The organism is Microcoleus sp. N9_A1 (genome assembly GCF_036701795.1).
Lineage (GTDB): Bacteria > Cyanobacteriota > Cyanobacteriia > Cyanobacteriales > Microcoleaceae > Microcoleus.
Genome location: NZ_JAUBRI010000012.1, coordinates 49328 through 72912, shown reverse-complemented (window position 1 = coordinate 72912; position 23585 = coordinate 49328). Strand labels below are relative to the sequence as shown.

The 23585-nt window shown below is 44.1% G+C and carries 17 protein-coding genes; 6 read left to right on the top strand and 11 right to left on the bottom strand.

All coding sequences use genetic code 11. The annotated features are described in order from the left end of the window. Positions 1–28: 28 nt before the first annotated feature. The 5 genes from QUA58_RS08145 (at position 29) to QUA58_RS08125 (ending at position 6761) form a co-directional block, all read left to right on the top strand. Complete coding sequence (locus QUA58_RS08145; RefSeq protein ID WP_333250969.1) at positions 29–262, top strand: hypothetical protein; 234 nt, start codon at positions 29–31, stop codon at positions 260–262. Between the two features lie 146 nt (positions 263–408). After that, positions 409–1488: a transposase gene (locus QUA58_RS08140; RefSeq protein WP_333250970.1), complete on the top strand. Its 1080-nt coding sequence runs from the start codon at positions 409–411 to the stop codon at positions 1486–1488. Between the two features lie 142 nt (positions 1489–1630). Beyond that, positions 1631–2638 carry an SGNH/GDSL hydrolase family protein gene (locus QUA58_RS08135; protein ID WP_333250972.1) on the top strand — a complete coding sequence of 336 codons (1008 nt, stop codon included), beginning with the start codon at positions 1631–1633 and terminating at the stop codon, positions 2636–2638. A gap of 97 nt (positions 2639–2735) precedes the next feature. Continuing rightward, entirely contained in the window at positions 2736–4916 is a 2181-nt protein-coding gene (locus QUA58_RS08130; RefSeq protein WP_333393601.1) for a hypothetical protein, read from the top strand. A gap of 12 nt (positions 4917–4928) precedes the next feature. Further along, positions 4929–6761 carry a DUF6798 domain-containing protein gene (locus QUA58_RS08125; RefSeq protein ID WP_333393599.1) on the top strand — a complete coding sequence of 611 codons (1833 nt, stop codon included), beginning with the start codon at positions 4929–4931 and terminating at the stop codon, positions 6759–6761. Between the two features lie 126 nt (positions 6762–6887). Here QUA58_RS08125 and QUA58_RS08120 read toward each other — a convergent pair whose 3' ends face one another. From QUA58_RS08120 to rfbC, 4 genes are all read right to left on the bottom strand, one after another. After that, positions 6888–7862, bottom strand: a complete 975-nt coding sequence (locus QUA58_RS08120; RefSeq protein ID WP_333393597.1) for a glycosyltransferase family 2 protein — start codon at positions 7860–7862, stop codon at positions 6888–6890. Positions 7863–7954: 92 nt separating this feature from the next. Further along, positions 7955–9757, bottom strand: coding sequence for a hypothetical protein (locus tag QUA58_RS08115; RefSeq protein ID WP_333250980.1), 1803 nt, complete (start codon positions 9755–9757; stop codon positions 7955–7957). A 110-nt stretch (positions 9758–9867) separates the two neighbouring features. Next, the gene (gene rfbD / locus QUA58_RS08110) at positions 9868–10740 is read right to left on the bottom strand and encodes a dTDP-4-dehydrorhamnose reductase (RefSeq protein WP_333250981.1); all 873 of its coding nucleotides are present in this window, start codon (positions 10738–10740) and stop codon (positions 9868–9870) included. 2 nt (positions 10741–10742) lie between these two features. Next, a complete protein-coding gene (gene rfbC, locus QUA58_RS08105; RefSeq protein WP_333393596.1) occupies positions 10743–11288 on the bottom strand; it encodes a dTDP-4-dehydrorhamnose 3,5-epimerase in 546 nt (181 codons plus the stop codon). Positions 11289–11337: 49 nt separating this feature from the next. Here rfbC and QUA58_RS08100 point away from each other — a divergent pair, with 49 nt between their 5' ends. Next, positions 11338–12027, top strand: a complete 690-nt coding sequence (locus tag QUA58_RS08100; protein WP_333393594.1) for a methyltransferase domain-containing protein — start codon at positions 11338–11340, stop codon at positions 12025–12027. An 84-nt stretch (positions 12028–12111) separates the two neighbouring features. On the opposite strand, the gene QUA58_RS08095 is transcribed toward QUA58_RS08100, so the two are convergent. The 7 genes from QUA58_RS08095 to QUA58_RS08065 form a co-directional block, all read right to left on the bottom strand. After that, the gene (locus QUA58_RS08095; RefSeq protein WP_333393593.1) at positions 12112–13176 is read right to left on the bottom strand and encodes an NAD-dependent epimerase/dehydratase family protein; all 1065 of its coding nucleotides are present in this window, start codon (positions 13174–13176) and stop codon (positions 12112–12114) included. Further along, complete coding sequence (locus QUA58_RS08090) at positions 13169–13930, bottom strand: glycosyltransferase family 2 protein (protein ID WP_333393591.1); 762 nt, start codon at positions 13928–13930, stop codon at positions 13169–13171. Before QUA58_RS08090 ends, QUA58_RS08095 begins: the two co-directional genes overlap by 8 nt. A gap of 3 nt (positions 13931–13933) precedes the next feature. Beyond that, positions 13934–15685, bottom strand: coding sequence for a hypothetical protein (locus QUA58_RS08085; RefSeq protein WP_333393589.1), 1752 nt, complete (start codon positions 15683–15685; stop codon positions 13934–13936). Positions 15686–15931: 246 nt separating this feature from the next. Next, on the bottom strand, positions 15932–17932 hold the full coding sequence (locus QUA58_RS08080; protein ID WP_333309695.1) for a chromosome partitioning protein ParA: 2001 nt from the start codon (positions 17930–17932) through the stop codon (positions 15932–15934). 58 nt (positions 17933–17990) lie between these two features. Further along, positions 17991–20993, bottom strand: coding sequence for a peptidase domain-containing ABC transporter (locus QUA58_RS08075; protein WP_333393585.1), 3003 nt, complete (start codon positions 20991–20993; stop codon positions 17991–17993). Then, positions 20990–21739, bottom strand: a complete 750-nt coding sequence (locus QUA58_RS08070; protein WP_333251002.1) for a peptidylprolyl isomerase — start codon at positions 21737–21739, stop codon at positions 20990–20992. Before QUA58_RS08070 ends, QUA58_RS08075 begins: the two co-directional genes overlap by 4 nt. A gap of 296 nt (positions 21740–22035) precedes the next feature. Beyond that, a partial coding sequence (locus tag QUA58_RS08065) for an O-linked N-acetylglucosamine transferase, SPINDLY family protein (protein ID WP_445301867.1) occupies positions 22036–23585 on the bottom strand: 1550 nt, incomplete at its 5' end.

Here is a 23585-nt window from a genome sequence, read left to right as displayed (position 1 = left end):
CACATAGATTATTGGTCAAACTCGCCCCTTGTGTCTTAAAAGAGTGAGTCAGTCGATCGCCACGTCATTGATTCAATCGTACCGACAAGTGGGCGATCGTACCGACAAGTGGGCGATCGTACCGACAAGCAAAGTAAATCTAAAGAAACCAGGAAAATTTCGTACAAATGGTTTTGTAATAGCAGAAAGTGTTCTTCAAGGACATCAGAAATCGGTGAAGTTGGCCCGCCCCTTAGACTGCATAAGTCTGTTGCGTAGATAAGCTCCCATTACTGATGACAGGCGCACACTAAACACAGGCGGTATCTTAGGCTCTCGATCGAACGATCGAGAAAGCCTGCATTAACAAGGCTAGTATTCAATTGCCTGTCAGTTCTTTCATAAATCGGAGTACATCGGGAGCAAACAATGACATCAACAGTCTTAGGCATAGACATCAGTAAAAGAGACTTTCATGTCTCATTACTGAGAGAAGGTCGTGCGACTAAACCCAAAAAGTTTACTAACAATATTCAAGGGTTTGAGAGTTTGCATAACTGGCTCAAACAACAAAGTGTAGTCGAGCTCCATGCTTGTATGGAAGCTACTAGCATCTACGGGGAGGCTGTAGCCGAATTCCTCTATGGGAATGGCTTTCAGGTTAGTATTGTCAATCCAGCTCGGATTAAAGGGTTTGCCAAAAGCGAACTTCTACGAACTAAAACAGACTCCGTAGATGCGGCACTGATGGCTCGTTTTTGTGCGGCGATGAAACCGGCTCTGTGGACACCAACCGCGCCCGAAGTCAAGGAATTACAAGCTTTGTTGCGACGGCTAGAATCAGTCACAGAAATGATGACGAGCGAACAAAACCGTTTGGAGACAGCTACGCCAACTGTTGCTGCCCTTACCCTCGAACATTTGGAGTATCTTAAACAGCAGCAACAGCTAATCAAAAAACTGATTAGTGACCATTTTGACCAACACCCACACTTAAAACAACAGCGTGACTTGTTGACCTCAATTCCTGGCATTGGCGATTTAACAGCTTCTATATTATTAGCTGAAATTGGTGAGGTTTCCGATTACGATAATGCTCGTCAATTAGCAGCCTATGCTGGTCTAACTCCCAGCGAACGGAGTTCTGGGACTTCGGTTAAAGGCAAAACTCGTTTGTCCTGCACCGGAAACGTCCGACTGCGAAAAGCATTATATATGCCAGCAGTAGTGGCGATGCGTTACAATCCCTTGCTGAAAGCCATGAGTGAGAGATTATTGGGTCGTGGCTGGCGTCAAAATGCAGGTGATTGGTGCGCTGATGAGGAAACTGGTGCATTTGGCTTTTGGGATTTTAAAATCCCAAAAGCCTTTCGACCCCAATTATTTGACTGCTACCCCTTGACAGGTCAAGACAGTATCTACAATGGCCCTGGGGGGCGGGTTTTACAAACAATATTTGAGGTTCACAAAAATTTATATAAACCCGCCCCGACAGAGCCGATAATCTAGATTAACCTGAGGTTCGAGCTCATCCAAAAAAATAATGTAGATGCCGATTATTCCTTGGGCGGGGCGGGTTTATTATATGGTTGGTCTTACGCCGATATCGTTGGTGAAACCCGCCCCTACGATAAATTATGAAAAAAAAATCATGAAAACCTCTATTTTCAGATTAATAACATATCTAATTTTTCCAATTTTTTTATCTACCACCACGGCTGAAATCGTTTTGCGAGTTGCGGGATACAAACCCTGGCAAATAACAGATGTTAAGGTTGCCGTCGAACCAAAAGGTAACTATTACACCAAAGACTCGGAACTCGGCTACAAACATTTGCCGGGAAAATTCAAGGTAACAATTAAGGGCTATTACTCCTATAATGCAACTCACCTCAATAATAGTCTCAGAATAACACATCCACTCAATACTTACAATAAATCCTCAAAAAAACCTGAAATTTGGATATTTGGCTGTTCTTTTACCTACGGTTGGTCATTGAATGACAGCGAAACTTATCCTTGGTTGCTGCAACAGAAACTACCCAAATATGAAATAGTGAATTTCGGGGTTAGCGGCTACGGCACGCTGCAGTCGTTGATTCAATTCAAAGAAGCACTAAAACAAGGAAATAAACCCAAAATTGCGGTGATTGCTTATGCGGGGTTTCATGATCTCCGCAATACTTTAGTAAGGGAGAGAATAAAGGACCTTGCTCGTTGGAGTAAACTGGGTGTTCTGTTTCAGCCTGATGCTAGGCTGAATGGAGAAAATAATTTTACCTACAGCATGGTAAAAGCTGAATATCGCGAGTTCCCACTGATGCGGGTTTCTGCATTAAGCAATTTTTTGGATGATAGTTACAATCGATTTGAAAAGAAATTGTATAGAAGCCATGAGGTTTCTAAGGCAATTATTGAAGAGTTTAACCGTGTGGCTGAGGCTAAGGGTGTTAAGTTAGTTGTTGCGGGCATTAATCCCGATTCTGCTAAGATGTTGCAGGAGTTAAGTCAGGAGGGAATTGCTACGACGGATATTTCGGTTGATTTGAAAATACCTAGCAATAATAATTTACCTCATGACAGTCATCCAAGTGCGATCGCGAATCGGCAATATGCAGAAAAGTTGGAGGTTTTTTTGCAAGATACTGTTTTAAAGTAAGTTAACGAACCGCGTTAGGCGAAGCTGCGCGTAAGCGCTAGGGCGCGAAGCAAGAGATAAAGAGGAAGTTTAGGAGTTATTTAGGGTTGCTAGACTGATGGGATTATTTGAGGTTGTTTCTTTTAAATTGCCTCCCAAGTTTCTGATTGATGGGTTTTTCTTGTTTTTAGTTGTTCTCGTCACAGTGGCAGTAACATCAATCTATGTATCTAGCGAACATACTTTTTATTGGTGGGATTACGCGGGATACAATACCGCTACACTAAACACTGCAAATTTATATCGAGACTCGCCAGATCAAGCATGGCGCGGAGTTATAGAATCGCTATCTAAGGAAAAAAACCTATTAATATCTTTGCCATTAGTGCCGTTTATTCTCTTATTTGGCGAGTCTCGGCTGAGTTACATTCTCAGCGTATCCCTGATTTATGTGCTGCCGTTTCGCCTGTTGCTGGGGGCAATTTCTGCAAAGCTAATCCCAGTTTATCCCCGCCGGGTGTTTTGGTCAACTGTGCTGCTGAGTTTATTAATTCCGATGAGTTGGATACCGACTCTGCGGGGATATCTGGATACTGGCGGCTGTGTGTTTGTAGCCTTGGCAATTTTGGTTTATTTGCAGGATGTTAAGCTGAAATCTTGGTGGAACATCCCGTTGATTGGGTTTTTGCTGGCGGCGGCGATTCTGTTGCGGCGCCATTTTGCTTATAGTGCGATCGCATTTTTTGGTGCAGCGACTTTACAGGCTTTCATCGAGTTTATTGTACTAATATACCGTAGAAAAATGGCGTTTTCGTCTTCAAAAGACAAGGACGCGAGAGTGCCGTTTCTCTACAGATGCTTGTTTGAATCCGGTGTAAAATTGGGTTTGATAGCTGCAACTAGCTTGAGTATTTTAATGTTGGTAGCGGGAGATTTTACTCGCAGTGCTCTGACTGTTGACTACCGCAATTTGTATGTCGCTTGGAGTTTGCCTGTAAATGATATTTTAACTCGTTATGCGGATTTTTACGGTTTGGGAACTTGGCTGCTGGTACTGATTGGTTTTTCTGCGGGAATTCTCACTCGAATGCTGGTGCCGGCGGCGGCTATTTTTGTTTCGTTGTTTGGGGTTTTGTCGCTGATTGAATGGCTGTTAGTGTTGCGTTACGGCTACTTGCACTATACAATTCATCTTACACCGATCGCACTTTTAGGACTATCCACATTTTTCTGGACAACTTGGCTGACACTCAAGGGAAAAGTCCGGTATTTCATGCTGGGCGCGGCGGGTTTGTACCTGGTTGTCAATGCCGCAGTCGGGTTAATTCCTCTCAAAATTGATTTGTCAAGACTGTTTGTGGGTAATTTTCCGCCGTTAGTGCGATCGGACTACGGCGAAGTTGTAAAATTAGTAGAGTTTCTGCGAAAATTAGCACCCAACGAAGAACCGATTTATATTGTCGGTGCTTCTAACAATTTCAATGCTAACATCCTCAGACAAGCCAACCGAAAATTAAACCCGCCGGAGGGTTGGTGGAAGTTAAATACAATCGGGAGGCCGCAAATTGACTCGCGCGATACTTACCCGCTACCCGAGTTGTTGCAGTCACAATATGCGGTGGTTGCTGTACCTTTTCAGCAGGTGTTACCGACTGACGAACAAGTTTTGCGATCGCACGAACAAGATGTTGTTAAAGTTGTGTACGATGCCTTTACTCAAAACTGGGAAATTGCCCGCGATTTCCAATTGCTACCGGAACAGTTTAAGCTAGAAAACGGCGTGACTGTCAGCGTTTACCGGAGGATGCGGCCGACTGATACAGGCACAGCCGTTCGCACTTTATACGCGATGCAGCGGCAAATAGTCGATCGACCAGGCACACAGTTAGATTGGATTAGTTTGCATCAATCAATCTACACAAGTGCTAATTATTCAGTCAGTCAAGAATCGGATAACCTATATAAGATTGTAACTCATCCAATTAAAAACAGCAAGAAAATCGATACATCTTTCCTGTATTTAGGTTCCATCTCAGCCAAAGTGAAAGTTACTGGCAAACTCAATTTACCTAACAAACAATGTCCGGGAGTTGCCCTGCGCTTGACTTTGTGGGACAAGCAAGGTAAATTAGTAAACTCAGCAGAGATGGCTTATAGTCAAAAAAGTGCGATCGGCTTAAATCTATTAGTTGAGGGCAAAAATCCCATTTATCTGCTGCTTGAGGTATTGAGTAGCAGCAAACAGGATTTAACAAACCAATGCCAACTAGAGATTAACAATTTGGCTGTCAGTAGGTAAGTTGAACCGTCAATGCAAAAACATCAAAAATCCCACTGGTATTTTAATCTATCTCTGTATACTTTTGTCATCATCGGTTCCCTGATGGCTACAGGCTATCTTTTCCCGATTGGAGGCAACTTCCCCGAAGTGCCGCCCATTCAATTTATGTTAAATCATGAACTGTACAAAAATGACTATTACGTTCAGGAAATGGTTAAGTTTAATCCGAGATATTACTATTATTATATCATCTATTTGCTCGCCAACTTAGGAACCAGCATTCCCCTAGCGCACTTTATTTATCAATTTATAGCCTTGGGTTCATTTATCTTAGCTTGCTACGCAATTATCAATATTTATACTAATTCCAAACTGCCTGCAGCAGCGATGGCCTTTTTATGTATAGCCGCTTCATTTACAGATGTTGGCAACACGCTAATATTTTCCACTAAATCAGTACCGAGTACCTTCGCAATGGGTTTCGTAATCTGGGGAATTTACTTTAGTTTGTGCCAGAAATGGCTGACAGGATATTTATTTTTTGGACTGGGCTGTTTGCTGCAATTTTTAGTTGGTTTGTTGCCGGGATTGATGATGGTTCCCGTTTTATTTATTGAATCTGTAAGACAGCGGAAGTTTAAAACATTAATTTTGGCGATCGCACTTTTAGCAGCAATGGCAAGTATCGTTTACGTACCGATGTTATTAACAGGTACTACCAGCACTCACACTATCGACAACGCCGAGTTTGTCTACATTCACGCGAAAGTCCGCAACCCCCACCACATCCTCCCGTCAAATTGGGATGTCGGGAATTGGTTCAACTTTATATGTTTCATAATTGGTGGCTTGCTGTGCATCAAAAATTCCGATCTTTTGCCAAAAAAAGACAAAGTTAATTTTTATACAATTGTTGGAACATCGATTTTTGCACTGTTTCTGAACTACATATTTGTAGAAGTTTACCCTTTGGCTTTTATCGCCAAACTACAGTTAGCTAGAACTGTACCTTTTGCTCAATTAATTATATTTATTGCTGTTGCTTTGACGGTAGAGCGACTTTACAGAGACAAACAAATAGCTGTTAGCTTGTTGCTGTTAGCTGTACTAACTTTGCCTTTTAGGGGCATCATTTTCTTAGGATTATCAGTTTGGCAAACAAAAAATTACGTATTTCCCAAACCATATAATATATTGTTGTGGATTTTAGCAGCAGGAACGGTAATTTTCAGCTTGATATATCCGCTGACTGATTCATGGGAAATAATGGGCGATCGCCTAATTAGCATTCCCGTCCTTTTCTCAATCCTCGCCTTCCCATTCATTTTAGAAGAAACATCCCTAGCTACATCTATAAAACAGACTCTAACTCACACATTAGCCTTAATAACTACCGCCACATTAGTTTTTGGAATAGCAGGAATTCTGCCCAAACCTATATTAAATGTATTTCAAACAAGAGTTAATATCAATGCCGTTCCCCGAGACGACTTAAGCAAATTAGCTGCGCGATTTTCGCAAAGTAGCAACCGCGATTCACTCGTATTAATCCCACCTTCAGTTACCAACTTTCAGTTTTTCTCCGAAAGGGCGATTGTCGTGAATTTCAAGAACTTTCCCTTTACCGAAAAAGGCATCAAAGAATGGCAAACTCGCATGGAAACCGTTTTAGGAGTTCCCTTAAACCCGCAAATGATTTGGGGAGGAAATGACTTTTTTATCCACCGCAGCAGTGCGGATTTAGTGAAAGTAGCCAGAAACTATCATGCCGATTATATCCTGACTCGCAGCGATTGGCATCCAAATATTGACGGAGAAATAGTAGAGCAAGAAGGCAAATGGATACTGTTTAAAATTAGATAATAGGTAATGGGTAAAACTTGTTAAATCCAAATATGACTTTTATCTTAGTCTGCGGAGACAGACTTTGCTTATGTAGAAGCAATTTCAAGATCCGATTTATAGGCGTTAATCAGCCTTAATCTGCGGTTAAATATCAAAACCAGAATCATCAATAATTTCGCTAATTTGCTTGTCCACATAATCAGCATCCACATTCCGCGCCATCAACTCAGCTAAAATCCCCAAAGAAATCAACTGCACCGACAGAATTGTACACAAAATCCCAAAAAATAACAAAGGTCGATTCCCGATCGGCCCAAAATTCATCCCCGCCCAATTCAGAAACCAAATAACTATCAAATAACTCAGCGAAACAGTTCCCACCAACCCAAAACACAGCCCCAAACCCCCAAACAAATGACCCGGTTTGTGCAAATACTGCGTCGTGGCTAACACCGTCAACAAATCAATAAAACCCCGCGCATAACGTTCCCAGCCGTAATTCGATTTTCCGTGCTTGCGCGGATGATGTTCCACAACAACTTCGCCAATTTTAAACCCTAAATTGTTTGCTAAAGCTGGAATGTAGCGGTGCAATTCCCCGTACAATTTAATCGACTGCAAAACTTCCCTACGATACGCTTTAAAACCGCAATTCATATCGTGCATTTGCACCCCAGTCAGCAAACACGCAACGGCATTAAACAGCTTGGAAGGTAAAGTTTTAGAAAGCGGGTCGTTCCGCTGTTTTCGCCAACCAGAAACTAAATCAAATCCCGATTCTAAATGATGTAAAAATTTGGGAATTTCAGCGGGATCATCCTGAAGGTCAGCATCGAGAGTAAAGATAATTATCCCTGCTGCATTGCGAAATCCTGCTGAAAGTGCGGCGGATTTGCCAAAGTTGCGGCGCATTTTAATCGCTTTAATGAGTTGGGGATGTTGGCTGGCTAAATCGGTGATTTCTTGCCACGAATAATCGCGGCTACCGTCATCTATGAAAATGACTTCGTAACTGTCAATTTCTGTTTGAAACATGACAAGTTGGATTTTTTCAAACAGCACTTTGAGGGTGGCTTCTTCGTTGTGAACGGGGATTACGAAGCTGAGATGTTTTGGCATAGGGCTATTCTATTTCATTTGTGTTGTAAATGAGATTTTTTTATTAACCGCAGAGGGCGCAGAGGGCGCAGAGGATGAGAAAGAGAGGTTTTTTAGTTTTTATTGATAACTTGGGAGTTTCGCAAGGCTACCCAACCTTTGCGGTTTTTAAAGGAGGCATAAGCTGTCAATAATTTATCGGTTGGTGATGTTTGAATGTATCCTCTCCAAGCTGCGAATTCGTAGGAAGGGCCAAACAATTTAACTAAATCTGGGCGCGGAAATCCTGACATGGCAAAACCTCGAACGACATTTTCTTGGTTGAGAAGGGCAATACATTTTACATTGTTTTCTGGGTCTCCTACCCAGCCAATTACTCTCGCTGCTGTTGGTGCAAGTTTGGTGGCTGTATCAAAAAATCCGGGTACTCCATCTTTTGGCGCTGACAGTAAATTTGGATCTATTTTTGTGTCTAATGCTGCACAGAAATTGTGTTTTTTGATGTCTCGGTTAAATGGCACTAAGTTATTAGTTTTTAAGGCGTCGATTAACCCGATAAAAGCGGCGGGTTTGTTGCCTACGCGGTCTTTAATTAGCGTTACGTCGGTGATGCCTAATTGGAGTGATAATGCTACTAACGGTTGATAGGTTGCTCTGCGGGCGATCGCCATTGCAGTTTCGCCTCCCACCCCGTACATTAAAATCACGGCGACTGTGGCGACTGCAAACAGCGGTGTCAGCCAACGTCCTTGAATTTTCGGTGTCGGCTGAAACTCACGTACAGCAAGCACTGTGAGGACGATTGTGCTCATCCAAAACAAGGCTGGGAGTGTGCCGTAGCGGGAAGCGGTGGCTTGTTCGACTCCAAATCCCGATCGACTAACTGCGGCCATTAACGCCGTTTGCAGCGTGTAAAGTTGGATTGATAGCCAAGGCAGCCAATCCAGGCGATTCCCTATGGGATAGCTACGCTTCACAAGTTTTTTTACAAATAGCCAATAACCCACAAAACCCGTCGCTGCCATCAAACCAATTATACCAATAATTGAAGCAACAATAATATTTTCGCTAAAGATTCCGCCGAGATAAGTGGGAATATATTCGAGAGTTTTCAGCGGGTTGATTTTAGTTAAAGAAGGGTGATGAGATGGAGTTTTATAAGTTAAAAAATAAATGCCAATCACTGCAATCGAAGCAATGAAATACAAATAAGTTATTCGCCTAGGAAACCGCAGCACAACAGCAGCAGCACACAATATCGGCCACAAAGCTAAAGGAGTGCTGTAACTAATACAGCCTAAAACGCCAAAAATAATGCTGCCAATTACCCACTTATTTTGTTTCCATTCTTCATTCCCATGCTGTGCCTGGGAATGAATATCCATAGGCTCCACCTCCCTTTTACTTGACAAAAGTGTCACATAGGATTGCAAACAAAATATCGAACAAATCACAAATAAATTAGCAATGATCCAGTGGACGCCGCTGAATCCCCGCATCCAATTGTGAGCCGCCGCCGGAGTAAAATTAAAAATAGAAATGCACAGGAGTAGCGAGATAAATTGCAGCGGAAAACGCCTCAAATTTAACGGCAGCAGAGAAATTAATACGTGGCACTGAATCCAAGCCAAGAACCAGGCCACTAAACACAAACCAATATTTGAACCTTGGGTGACAGCTATATTCAAGCCATAAATAATTGCCGGAATCAAGACAAAATGCTCGTTCGCCCGAAATATCCAATTCAAAGGATTTGTAGAGAAACCGTCTACTGAATAAAAATTCCAGGTCATCCACCAATAATCAAAGTTAGACAAGTGTCCAGCTTGCGATATCAAGTACAAAATATATGACGCTGGTATTAGAATGCCGAGAACTGATGCGGCAATTAAAATAGATTTTTGTTTGACTTTCATGAATTAGTAAACACAAATAATTTTTATTCGTAGGGGCGAGTTTAGCCGAGAAACCTTGCATATAACAGACAATTTCTGAACAAAACCCGCCCTCTCGCCTTTTCAATTTTTCACTTCAATTCTCTCACCAGCATTTGTCTGAGCCCTTGCCGCCAGTGGGGAGGATACGTGCCTAGAAGTGCTGATATTTTTACCGTAGAGAGGACAGAAAAAGCCGGACGTTTTGCGGGTGTTGGATATTCGGCGGTGGTGATGGGAATTACGCGCTGAACTTTTAGGGGAAGGCCGAGTTGTGCTGCTTCCTCAAAAATGGCGATCGCAAAATCGTACCAACTACAAACACCGCTGTTAGTATAGTGGTAAGTTCCAAAACTTTCTTGTCCAAGCAGAGGAATAATTTGGGAAATTGCCTCCGCTAAATCGCCCGTCCAAGTAGGACTTCCGATCTGATCTGCTACTACTCGAATTTCTTCTCTTTCCTTTCCCAACCTCAGCATGGTTTTGACAAAATTACCTTTGCCGCCGTTGCCGTAAACCCACGCGGTTCTAATAATAATATGTCGGTTTCCGGCTTTCCGAATTGCTTCCTCACCTGCTAATTTGGACTTGCCGTAAGTTCCCAGCGGGTTCGTAGAATCTGTTTCCAGATAAGCAGAACCGCTGCTACCGTCAAATACGTAATCAGTGGAAAAGTGAATCAAACTTGCTCCCAGTTTATCGCATTCTTCTGCAAAAATTCCCGGGGCAAGGCCGTTGACTGCGTGTGCTAATTCGGGTTCGCTTTCCGCTTTATCTACCGCAGTATAAGCACCTGCATTGACGACTAAATTCGGTTTAATTTCAGCCATTGCTTGACGGATGCTTTCCGGTTGGGATAAATCGAGGCGAGTGCGATCGACCGCAATTACCTCTCCCGAAGATAATAAAATCGGCTGCAATTCTTGAGCTAGCTGTCCGCTACCACCTGCGAGTAAAATTTTCATGATCAAAATACTTGAGCTGTTTTCAATGTTTGTCCAGCCTGGTCTTTAGCTGATAAGATTGGTTGGGCACCATCTAGCGGCCAGTCGATCGCCAAATCGGGGTCATTCCACAGGATACACCGCTCGTGTGCCGGTGCATAATAATCTGTCGTTTTGTACAAAACTTCAGCCGTCTCCGAAACCACTAAAAAACCGTGAGCAAATCCCGCCGGCACCCAAAATTGCCGTTTATTTTCTGCACTCACCAAACACCCCACCCACTGCCCAAAAGTCGGAGAACTTTGTCTAATATCCACCGCTACATCAAATATTTCGCCAGCAACTACCCGCAGCAATTTGCCTTGAGGCTGCTGCATTTGGTAGTGCAAACCGCGCAGCACATTTTTAGAGGATTTGGAATGATTGTCTTGAACAAATTCGGCAGTCACGCCTGTTTTTTCGACAAAAGCTTTGTGATTAAAACTCTCAAAAAAGAAACCGCGATCGTCTCCGAAAATTTTCGGCTCAATGATCAAAACTTCCGGTATTTCGGTAGATATAACATTCATAGTTAGCTGTGAAAGTGATAAACTCATACTCAGTCTAGGCTATTTTACTATGAAAACTGACACATATCTCAAAAAGTTGTACGCCAACCGCTTTGATTCGCGACAAATACAAGCGAAGGTGGCACTCTGGAAAGTTTTAATTGACGATTTTTTACAAAATCATGTTCCTCCCGAATCAGCAATTTTAGATATTGGCGGCGGTTACTGCGAGTTTATAAATCAAATTCGGGCTGAAAAAAAATGTTTGATTGACCTCAATCCAGATTCAAAGTTATTTGCAAATCCTGATGTGCAGGTACTTAATATTGATGTCTTGAATTTGGGCGATAAACCTGTTTTTAGCGAAGAATTTGACCGGATATTTATCTCTAACTTTTTTGAACATCTCCGCAATAAAGAAGAACTAATCCAAATTATCTCATTTTGCTTTGAGGCGCTTAAGCCAGGGGGTTCTCTCTTAGTTGTCCAACCAAATTTTAAATATTCTTTCAAAGAGTATTACGATTTTATCGATCATCAATTACCAATTACCCACTTATCGCTGCAAGAACTGTTACAAACCGTCGGTTTTGAAATAGACCTAATTATACCCAGATTTTTGCCATTTTCGACCAAAGGCAGACCGACGTCGCCCGGGCTTTTAAAACTTTACTTAAAATTGCCTTTTTTGTGGCGGCTTTTGGGAGGCCAAATGTTTGTTAAAGCATCGAAAAAAAACAATAGAGGCAGATCCTCATGAGAGGCATTCCCAGTCATATCCAGGCAGAGAGATACATCGGCGTTGATCCGCGTTGATCCCCCTGCATCTGCGGTAAAAAAAATCCTACAAAATCGAACTTAAAACCACCTCATTAGCAGCAATCCAATCATAAATATCCTGCAAAGCTGCCTCCGGCCCAATAACAGGCCGCCATCCTGTTTTCTCCATCACCCTAGAAGAATCAGTAATAAAAATCGGAATATCCCCCGCGCGTTCCTCCAAAACAGGATTAATTGAAATCGATTTTCCAGTAATCTTTTGGCACAAATCAGTTGTCTCAACCAAAGAAAGACTGTTGCTCAAACCGCCGCCTACATTAAAAACTTCGCCGTCAAATTCAGTAAAATGTTCTAACTGATAATTAACTAACCTCAACAAATCTTCAACGTGCAGTAAATCCCTAACCTGCTTCCCACTGCCACCAAAACCGATATAACTCAGCGACTTTTGAAAATAGTGAGCCGCCACCCACAAACCGCAAACTCCCTGATCGACTTTACCCATTTGCCAAGCACCAGTAATTAACCCGCAGCGGTTAATAATTGCAGGCAAATTGTATGCTTCCCTGTATTCCTCAATCAGTAATTCGGAAGCTAATTTAGTTGCTCCGTAAAGCGAACGGTGTCCTTTTAATGGGAAGTCTTCTGATATGCCCAACTCGGATATACCGGGTAATGTTTGCTCAGGGGCGATCGCAAATCTCTCATCCAACTCCAACAGCTTAACAGATTTCACGCTGGCGATCGGATAAACCCGACTCGTAGACAAAAACAACAAACTCGCACCAGTCTGTCTCGCCAACTCCAAAACATTCACAGTACCCAGCAAATTCGTCTGCAAAACATACTGAGGCGAACTAAAACCAGCCAGGACAGAAGGCTCCGCAGCACAATCTATAATGCAGTCAGCATTGAGTGCAACTGGATCTAAATCCGCCGCCGTGCGAATATCCCCGTAAACAAACTGAATCCCGGAACTTTTAAGCCGAGACAAATTCAATTCTGAACCCCGGCGACGCAGGTTATCTAAACAAATTATTTGCCATTCCGGGTGCAGTTTCTTCAGGCCAATTGCCAAACAACTGCCGATAAAACCCGCACCGCCCACAATTAAAATTCTTTCAGGCATTCACTTTTAATTTTGCTATCTTTCTAGTCCGGTGGTAGTCGCCGCGAGAGAGATGTTTTTCCAGCCAGACATACAAGACAATAAATAAATACCGGCTGCCCATCTCTTTGATTTTCAGCTTAGAAATACCAGCAGTCCGATTGTACCACTTCAGAGGAATCACCGTATAGGAAAAACCCCGGACAATTGCTTTTAAAGGCAGTTCCACTGTCAAATTAAAATGATGGCTCAAAATCGGTTGCACGCCTTCAATCACTTCTCTGCGGTAAATCTTAAAAGCATTGGTGACATCGCTGTACCGCAAGCCGAAAATACTTTTGACAAACCAGTTTGCTAAGCGGTTAATTGCTAACTTGTGAATTGGATAATCAACTATAAAGCCACCTTTGATAAATCTGGAACCGAAAACGCAATCATATCCTTCTTGCAACTTGCGGTATCCTGCTACCAAATCCATCGGATCGTCGGAAGCATCCGCCATCACAATTGCTGCCGCATCTCCCTCAAATTCTGCCAATCCCCGTCGCACGGCAAATCCAAAACCGTTGGGAGGCTGATTGTTGATGTATCTAACTGTGGGAAATTCCCGCGATAATTCCTGGCAAATGTCAATTGTTCGATCGACACTGTTGTCATTCACAATCAAAATTTCGTGCGGAATGCCTTCTAAATCGAGCGTCAGGGCGATCGCCCGCACAGTACCATACAAACAGCCCTCTTCGTTGTGGGCTGGTATAATCACAGAAATTTTCACTCCTCATCCTCCGCGCAACTGGACAAACTGGTTGTCAACAGGATTATACACCCAAGCTTTGATATCTGTAGGAGCGATCGCCCAATCGGCACCCGACACATCAACCGCCCACCTCGCATTGTTGTACAACTGGGATTTCAAAGTCTTAGCAATATCGGGACTGTCCAAATTTACATAAGCGTTAGCAAAAAAAGATTGTTTGTCGCCGACAGATAGCAGTACAATATTCGGTTGTTTCAAATTTTCTGGCAAAACCGCCCAACCCGCTGCTTTTTTCTTAACAGTCAAAGATTTATCGCCCGTTTGAGGTTTGTCTAAATAGCCGTAAACTTTCTCTGAATTAGTAATAAACTCTACATTTTTTGCGAACTTTCTCCAACCTATTGTATCGAGAATTGTAGCACCTTCTCTCACCAGCCAAGTTTTTTTACTCAGCACTCTCAAACAGCTTTCCGGCGAATTCTTGAAAAACTCAGAGGGTTCCAAATAGTTAATTAACTGCAAACAATCTTGAGCGCCTTGCTTGTAAAGGAGTGCCGAGCGAGTTTGGGCGATCGCCTGCTGAGAGTTAATAATAATTATAGCAATTAATAGCCCTGCAAATCCCCGATAAATAAATTTATAGTTAAGTTTGAACAGAGCTTTTGTTTCTCTAACAAACAATTGTCCTAGCTGAACTATAGCAATTAACAGGAAAATCGAATTAGTCGTATATCTCGACGATTCTATCGCCTGAATTGCCCCAAATTCTGCCCTACCAGCCGTAATAAACAGAGCCGATAAAACCGAAAATAACCCTATTGACCGCCAAGGTAAAGCCAGATGTAGCAATTCTAAATCAGTTGTGGGACGGGCATCTTGCCCGTCCAGTCGTAATTCTAAATCAGTTGATACAATCTTCTTGCCAAAATGCCATAAAAAAAATACAAAAATTGCAAATATTACCAATCCTACAAATGCAGAAATTCCCGGTAGTCGCACAATTGGCGAACCCAACAAACTCAAAAAATAATCAATTACCACAAGCGGCTTATTTAACAATGAAATAATACTTGTTTTCCGGCTAGGATGATAATCTATTGAGTAAATAGCACAAGTTGCCCCAAACAGCAGCGTCCATGCGATCGCTCTTTTGCGTTTCTGCGCTGCATTTCCCTCCAAAGCCATCACAGCCGGAATCGCAGCCAACCAAGATAGCAAGCCTTGAGCCAGCGAAAAACTAGCAATAAAGCAAAATACAGCAGCAATATAAATTCTAATATTAGGCAAGAATTTGTGATTTGAAACCAGCGCGTACACCGCAGCTACAAAACACAAATTTACCAAAAACCACGCTAATTGAAATCCCCAAAGCCAGTTTTCGTACTGAACTAGAGAGAAAACCAAAATACAAGTTAAAATATTAGCTAAATGCCACAAATCATCCCAAATCTTCTTAACTTGCATCGAGGATAACTTGTACATAGCGATAAAAGTTATCGCAGCCAAACCTATGCTGAGACACAACTGATAATTAATATTCCATCTAGAAGCAAAAGCCACCACCGCAATAATTATTTTCGGGAACACTATGCGGTGATTGCTGTGCAAGGCCCAAAAATCGTTAAAAGTTATATTTCCTGCAGCGATTTTCTCAAACAGGGTGGCTAACCTCCACTCGTCATCGATGGGAACGTTTATGCTAAAATTCGCTACAAATCCGATTAACAGGAGAAGAGGAATTAGATAGAAGGTGAATAAAATATATTTTTTCATGGAAGTGCGATCGCACCGATTGCCATCACCATTTTATATTAATAGGTCTTAAATACTCCGTACTCTGAGACTAAAGAAACCGGGTTTTTATGTAAATTGATAGTTGTGGGCGTGTATCTGGGTGAAAAACCCGGTTTCTGGCTACCCCTACTCTGAGACTAAAGAAACCGGGTTTTTATGTAAATTGATGGTTGTGGGCGTGTATCTGGGTGAAAAACCCGGTTTCTGGCTACCCTACCTAAATCATTACTTAACAGTCTTGAACGTATCCAGTTTGCCAGTAAATCGGTTGATAAACATCTGCAAAACAGTCCGCTTGCCGATATTGATATTAGAGCTTACGGCCATTCCCGACTGCAAGTTAACCTCCTGTTGATTTGGCTTGCCCTTGTTCAAAACAAACTTTTGAGTCTTGAGCTTAATTTTGGTTTTGAAAGCGTAGTATTTCCGCAGTTCCGTAGGAGGCTCAGCATCCTTGCTAATCTCTTTCACTTCACCCTCAGCAGTACCAAACTCCAAGGCCGGAAAAGCTTCAACATTCACATCCACAGGCACGCATTGGTATTTTGTCAAACCCAATTTCTCTCTATTAACTTCCTTCTCAGGACAAACGCAGCTTTTACCTTTTTCGCAGTCAATCTTTTCTCCATCTAATTGTTTGCCGTGATACTGCTCTAATTTATCGCGCTTTTGTCTCATGGCATCCAATATCAGAGCGACATTGCTGTTTTCCAGGTAAACAACTGCTTCCAAACCGTTTTCGTCGTCCAAAACCTTGAGCAGCTTCTCAGTTTGCTGCGCTTCATAATAAGCTTCTTCGCAGCGTTTCGGGCGGGGGTCCCCAGGCTTTATTACTGAGTTAATGATGGATTGGCAAATCGGATCTTTGGCTATATCCAACTTCGCATCCTGCTTCTTAGAAGGTTTCAAATCAAAGATTACCCCCGATACTGGAGACTTCAGCACTTGAGTGTCGCGGTTTTGCTGCGCTTTTTCTAGCTGAGCATTTACCTCGGACAATTTTTTCAGGTTTTCCACTTTGAAGCGGCTAAGTTGAGAATCGCTGCTGGCGATTTGTTTTTCGTTGTCAGCAATTTTGGTGTACAGTTCTCTGGCCCAGGCATCCTTAGTGTTTTTTAACTGTTCTTGGGCGCGGGCGATAGACTCCTGAATGCGCGCTTGCTCTCCTTGCTGGCGCTCTACTTCTGCGGTAATTTTTTCTATGTCACCTTGACGGGCGTTAATTTCACCCCGGCGGGTATTGAGTTCGCCTCGGCGCGTGTTAATTTCGCCTTTGCGGGAGTTGATTTCACCTTCGCGCTGCTTGATTTGATCTTGCTGTTTAAGAACGTCGCTTTGGCCTCTAAAAACATCTTGTTCTTGCTTTTCTTTTTGCAGTTCTGCGATCGCTCCTTGCTCTACCAGAGGGCCTAGTCTGCCCAGAATGGCTTGATTAGACTTCAAGACTTGTTGGGATTTTGCTAACTGTTCGTCAGCCAAATCTTTTTGAGCCAGGGCTGATTTGACTTGCTCTTGAGAAGAAGCTAACTGCTGTTGAGAATAATTTAATTGGTTCTGAGCAAAACCCAATTGTTGCTGTGCTACTGTCATTTGAGCGCCGGCGGCTTTTTCAGCATTCTCAGCTTGCTTCAGTTGTTTGTCCAACTCCTGAACTTGACCTTGGGCGGCGGCTACGCGAGAGAGAAATTCCGATCGATAATTAACATACAGTCCTTGCTGAGCTGAATCAAAATTTCCGCTCGATCCCCTGTTGAGGTACAGCTCGTCTATCAGAGCTTGCAGCACTTGATTTTGTGCAACGAGGCTCTGTCTGTCCTTGATGGTGGATTCTAGGTTAGAAGGAATAGGGCCTTGAACTTTGCCGCTTACAACATCTTCGTAAAATTTATTTTCTTTTTCCAGTGCTTCTTTAGTTTTCTGGATCGACGTTAAATCGGCAGCGGGTGCTAGGGGGTTGAAAGTGAGCAGAGGCTGGTTTTTTTCCACACGATCGCCATTTTCAACGTGAAGTCTCACCACCGCCCCTGTAGCAGGTGCTTGGATGTCTCTAGCACCATCTTTTAGCTCTAATTGGCCGACAGCGGGGACAGCTTGCTCTACGCTAGCAAAATAAGCCCAAACTACAGCAGAAGTGGTCATCAGCATGATCATCCACAAAAACAAGTGCGACCAAATCGCTGGTTTTTCGAGAATGACTGGTTGCTCAGAAAGTATTAACGATTTCATAGCCATTTGTTAGTTCTCAGTTGTTAAGCGTTAGTGATCAGTTGTGAGTTGTTAGATATCAGGTATTCGATGACTCTTGTTGTTGGAAGAGGCAGTAGTAACGCCCTTTAAGAGCCATTAATTCTTTATGAGTTCCCCGCTCGACTACCGAACCTTGATCCATCATAATAATTATGTCGGCGTTTTGGATTGTCGTCAGGCGGTGAGTAATGAAAAACACCGTGCGGCCGGCGAAAGCTTCTGCTAAGTTATTGCAAACTTGGCGTTCGGAATGGTAGTCGAGGGCGCTTGTAGCTTCGTCCAAAATCAGCAGTTTCGGGTTTTGCAAAATCGTGCGGGCGATCGCCAAACGCTGCCTTTGACCCCCAGAAAGCGACGATCCCCGCTCTCCGACTATGGTGTTGTAACCAGCAGGCAAGCCCATAATAAAATCGTGAGCTACCGCTAATTTTGCAGCTCGCACAATCTCATCCGTACTCGCATCGGGATTACTAAGAGCAATATTTTCCTGTACCGAGCAGTTAAACAGCAAAGTATCTTGCAGCACCACCCCAAGTTGGCTGCGGAGCGAGTAAAGTTCCACCTTAGCAATGTCATAGCCGTCAATAAAAATCCTGCCCGACAGCGGCGGATAAAGACGCTGCAACAGTTTCATCGCCGTACTTTTACCAGAACCGCTTCCCCCCACAATTCCCACAAAACTGCCAGGGGGAAATTCCAAATTCACATTCGCCAATTGCAGGGCTCCGCTCTCCAGGAATCGGAAGGAAACCTCCTCATAGGTAACCTGCCCTTGAATTGCGGGCAGCGGGATATTGTTGCGGTCTTCCTCGCTGGTTTCCGTCGGCGTATCGACCACATCCTTAAGCATATCGATCGACATTGAGACTTCTTGGAAACTCTGCCACACGCTCACAAAACGCAGCAGCGAACCAGTCACGTTCCCGGAAATAATTCGGAAAGCAATCAACTGACCCAAAGTAATCTCATTTCCCAGTACCAAATAAGCTCCCACCCACAACTGAGCTAAGTTACCCACCTGATTTAAAAAGGCGCTAATCGTACCGGCTGTAGTTCCTGTGATAATTGTTTTAAAACTGGCTGTAATGTATTTTGCGTAGCGGCTAGACCACTCCCATCGGGATTTCAATTCAATATTTTGAGCCTTAACAGTTTGAATCCCGCTGACTACTTCCACTAGATAAGATTGAGAGTCAGCAAAACGCATATTTCTCTGTTTGATCAGGCGCAGCACCAGCGGATTGATTAGAACAATCATCAGCCCCAGTATCGGTACCACTGCCAAAGATACAAACGTTAGCTGCACGCTGTAGGAGAGCATAACGGCGACGTAGACCACCGAGAATACTGCATCGAGAACAACTGTCAAAGCTGTACTCGTCATGAATTCCCGAATCTGGCCCATCATGCTGAATTTGTAAACCAAATCTCCCACGCGCCGATTGTCAAAGTAATTTTGGGGCAGCCGGAGTAAGTGGTCGATGACTTCTGCACTCAATTTGACATCGATGCGGTTTGAGGTATCTATAAACAAAAAGGTACGCAAACCGTTGAGCAGTCCTTCAAACAGAGCAACACCTAATAGAAATGCCCCCAAAATATCCAAGGTGTCAATGCTGCGCTGACCTAAGACTTTATCAATAATTACTTGGCTGATTAATGGGTTGGCAAGACCAAATAACTGTACAAAAAACGAAGCGAGCAACACTTCAAAAAACACTGTCTTGTGTTCCATCAGCGCCGGCACAAACCACCAGAAGCTGAACTGCTCTTTTTGCTCGACTTGCGGAGCTTGCAGCAGCAGGACTTCTCCCTGTTCGCCCCAGATTTCTTTGAACTGAGGTATGCGCTTCCGCATCAACCCTTTTTCGGGTGTCGCCAGCACCAATTCTTGTTCGGTAATGCTGTAAATAATGGCGAAGCTGTCTTCCCATTTAATCATTACGGGGGCTTTGATGCGGTTGATGGCTTCTGCTGGCACTTGCGCCAATTGGGGCGTGAGGCCGATGCTTTGGGCGATCGCCCCGCAGGCTTGCAGACTGATAGAACCAGCGGTTTTTAACTGATTTTCTAGAACTTTGCGGATGATATCTCGACGAAATTTAAGGCCGAAATACTTGCTCAACATTTGGAAGCAAGCTAGCGGGGCTTCAATCTGCCCTTTGGCGCGGAAAACTATGTATCTCGCCGCATCCTTTGGTTGGTCGGGTTCTGGGGGGCGATCTGGGGCCTCTATAACCGTGATCGATGTTCCGCCGGGCGGATTCTGTCCTGGGCCTACTGTATCTGGCGTGCCATTTAATGACTCTGTTTCGGGTTGGGGTTCTGGGGGTTCCCGGAAGCCGACCAATCGCGCGCCGAGGCGGCCTTCTACTTTTAACGATTTGGCTGCGTTTTCCGCAGAGAAGCGGCTGCCGGTGGGAAAGTCGCCTAAGACGCCGCTGCTGACTAGCCAAATGCGGTCGGCATCTAGCTCTTTGGCGATGTCTTGAGTTTTTTTGTTGCCGTTTGGTACGTTGACAACTGTCGCGTCTTGCCAAGCTTGCAGGGTGAGTTCCTTGAGATTGGAAGTGCCGTCCGCTTGGCGCTGCAATTCCAGGCTCAATAGTTCAAATACTTCGCTCAAGGAACAGTGTTCGCGAAAGGCTTCTCCAAAGGTCGGCTGTTTTTCCACTACACTCAGAAAATCTTCGGCAGGTATGACGATCGCAATCACATCTGTAGAGGCGATCGCGGTTTCGCACGGAACTCCCCTGAGCAAGCCAGCCCAGCCAAGAATTTCCTTCGACTGCACCAACCGCAAACTTACGTGACGCTGCGAGCGCTGGTCAAAGCCCAGCAGCCGGGCCTGGCCTTGATAGATAATTGCCACCTGAGTCGGCATTTTTTCCCGTTCAAACAGAGGCTGCCCCGTCCGGTAGCCGAGGAGTTGGCATTTAGCCACCAAGGCTGACAGAGCCGTCTCTGAGAGTCGGTCAAAGGGAGGTGTTTTAGCTAGGAAATCCTGAATTTGGGAGAGGGAAACAGCGGAAGAAGTCATGATATTGAAGACACGGAGGAGAGGGGCTGTAGCGGGCCTATTTGCGAGATCTGTTCGGCGAGCCAGCTTTCAAAGAGTTCGTTAATCAAGTGCAGCCGCATCGATTCATCGAGCTGGGCCGGCATGAACTTTTCTAGTCGAATAATTACCATCCATTCTGCCAGAGGACGTGGCGTCCAGAGTTGATTTGGCTGGCTGACGGACAAAAGTTTGCTGATTGCCGGGTGAGGCTGCGAAAGCGGTACTGGGCCCAACAAGCCCCCGGACTTGGACTCCGGGCCTTCGGAAAAGTCGCGGGCCACTTCGGCAAAGCTTTGTTCCCCTTCCAGGATGCGAAAGTAAAGTTCGTTTGCCAGTGCTGGATTTTTGGTGCGTACCAGGGAATAGACTACGTGGTCTAGGCTAGCTTTGCGGGTTAAAAAATAATTATCTACTTTAGGTCTCCAAGTGGCTTGCTTAAATTTTTCGATCAGCAAGGGCCTGACGGCCATCTCTTGAAGTTCTTCTTCCGTCATGTTTTGGCCGCGCAGCCAAGCTTCTTTAGCTTCGGGGGCTGTCAGTTGGTGTTGTGCCAGAAAGTCAAGGGTGGCGGATTGGCGTTCTTCGTCGCTGCAACTAAAGGATGCGATCGCTTGGTCTACTATTACACCGCGCAAGAATTGCGGCATTAACTGGTATCGCTTCAGGAGCGATGGCATATCCTGAGCTTGCAGTAATTTATCGCCTATTTGAAAAAGTCCTGTCATTTTTTTATCTCCAACTGACTTGCGCTTCCCCTTTTAATTTAGCTGTGGCAGGAAAAGAGCGACAACCACTAACCCCTCGATTCCCCGATGATAGCAGACCGTCAGTGGGCTAGCGCTATTGCTGTCTATTTATTGACGCTCTGCCTAGCGAGGGGTTCCCCGCGGGTCTCATACATGGTAGCGGGATGCGAGAGTGGGAGAGTGGGAAAATCTTTACTTCTGCCATCTTCCTTCTTCCCTCAACATCCATCCGTTAAATCCCGTACACTCCTTAGTTGCTGAACTTCCTTCTTCCTTCACTCTCGGAATAGTCTTTCAAAGAGCGTTCCCAGTTGGGTCGAGCAAGCGCGACTGTCGAGATATTTGGGGTTTGCCGCCATTTTTTGCTGGATTCGATCGCGGTAGTGTCGGCGCAGTTCTGGGTGGGTTCCCAGTGCTGTGCAGATCTCTAAATAAGAGTTCTGGCTGTTTGCTACCAGTTCCGGAAGTAGCAGTTCTTCGAGCACGGCGGCTGATTGTCGCGATCGACTTGTTTGCCCTTTTCTTACCACTACAGGCAACCCCACCAACAGGGGTTCTGCTAAGGAGCAGGCACTGCTGTATGGATAGGAGTCTAAATATATATCAGCCAATTCCAGACATTTTATGCAATCTGCGCGAGATGGCAGCGCTTTAATCACAACTACGCGCTTTTTGTCAATACCCAATTCGGCAAAGAGCGATCGAATTTCTTTGTAGAAAGGCACCGTCGGATAGTTTTCATTGCGGGAACTAAAGGGATACAAAACTAAAAGAGAATTTGGTACCGCCGCAATAATTTTTGCCCAAGTTTCTCTCAATTCTGGGATAATTGTAAAAGCTGGAGCGCCGGACATGAACACTACAGATTCGTCGGTGGCTCCCCAACTGCTGCGAGTCGGTTCAACTGTGGCCGGTGATGATCCTACACTATAGCTTAAACAAACTCCCGATCCTTTTAAAGTAATTAATTTTTCGCGATACTCTGCTGCTGCACCTGCGGGCAATGTCAAATCTCCGGCAATGAAATAATCGATATTTCGGGCGCCGGTGGTTGCGGGGGTTGATGCACCGGTAGCTATTTGCACCCGCGCTAGTCGGTGCAGGCACAGCAGCGCGCTTGGTTGAGAAGTGTCGGTAGTATTGGTGCAGATTAGCAGAATATCTAAATCGTGCGATCGAATTTCTCGGACTTGAGTTGGCAAATCTTCTGACAGTTGCACCAGTTTGTCGGCGCAATTTTCGCAATATTTCCCCAGTCGCTCGTCTTGTACCTGGAAATAGTACACGATAATTTCAAATTTGCTTCTGTCTAAATATTCAAAACTCGGAATTGCAGCACGAGTCTCGGATTCATCACTAATTTTATCAAGCAAAAAGCCAACTCTGATTTTAGTTCTTTCAGGTTCTCTCTGAGAAAAATTCCATTCTATTTGACAGCCGATATTTTTCAAATGAAATTCCACAATATCAGCTCGCTGAATCAATATATTGAGCAGATTAACCTCGCTCAAATACAAAGCTGGGAAACTAACATTTTTCGCAATAAAAGCCGCCAAATAACGCCAAACTTCTGAATCTGGAAAACGGGCGATATTAGCAGCGACGTACTTTATTAACTGCTGGAAATATTCAGAGTATCTTTCAACTTCCGACTTTTGTTTAAACTGATATCTTGCACCATTCTCAATTACTTGTTTGGGAACAGGCAAGATGCCTGTTCCACCAGAAAATTCATCTGTTGTGGAACCAACAGGCAAGATGCCTGTTCCACCAGAAAATTCATCTGTTGTGGAACCAACAGGCAAGATGCCTGTTCCACCAGAAA

Coding starts and splice junctions, on each gene's coding strand:
- QUA58_RS08140 (WP_333250970.1), top strand. CDS start 409: ATGACATCAACAGTCTTAGGCATAGACATCAGTAAAAGAGACTTTCAT.
- QUA58_RS08135 (WP_333250972.1), top strand. CDS start 1,631: ATGAAAACCTCTATTTTCAGATTAATAACATATCTAATTTTTCCAATT.
- QUA58_RS08130 (WP_333393601.1), top strand. CDS start 2,736: ATGGGATTATTTGAGGTTGTTTCTTTTAAATTGCCTCCCAAGTTTCTG.
- QUA58_RS08125 (WP_333393599.1), top strand. CDS start 4,929: ATGCAAAAACATCAAAAATCCCACTGGTATTTTAATCTATCTCTGTAT.
- QUA58_RS08120 (WP_333393597.1), bottom strand. CDS start 7,862: ATGCCAAAACATCTCAGCTTCGTAATCCCCGTTCACAACGAAGAAGCC.
- QUA58_RS08115 (WP_333250980.1), bottom strand. CDS start 9,757: ATGAAAGTCAAACAAAAATCTATTTTAATTGCCGCATCAGTTCTCGGC.
- rfbD (WP_333250981.1), bottom strand. CDS start 10,740: ATGAAAATTTTACTCGCAGGTGGTAGCGGACAGCTAGCTCAAGAATTG.
- rfbC (WP_333393596.1), bottom strand. CDS start 11,288: ATGAATGTTATATCTACCGAAATACCGGAAGTTTTGATCATTGAGCCG.
- QUA58_RS08100 (WP_333393594.1), top strand. CDS start 11,338: ATGAAAACTGACACATATCTCAAAAAGTTGTACGCCAACCGCTTTGAT.
- QUA58_RS08095 (WP_333393593.1), bottom strand. CDS start 13,176: ATGCCTGAAAGAATTTTAATTGTGGGCGGTGCGGGTTTTATCGGCAGT.
- QUA58_RS08085 (WP_333393589.1), bottom strand. CDS start 15,685: ATGAAAAAATATATTTTATTCACCTTCTATCTAATTCCTCTTCTCCTG.
- QUA58_RS08080 (WP_333309695.1), bottom strand. CDS start 17,932: ATGAAATCGTTAATACTTTCTGAGCAACCAGTCATTCTCGAAAAACCA.
- QUA58_RS08075 (WP_333393585.1), bottom strand. CDS start 20,993: ATGACTTCTTCCGCTGTTTCCCTCTCCCAAATTCAGGATTTCCTAGCT.
- QUA58_RS08070 (WP_333251002.1), bottom strand. CDS start 21,739: ATGACAGGACTTTTTCAAATAGGCGATAAATTACTGCAAGCTCAGGAT.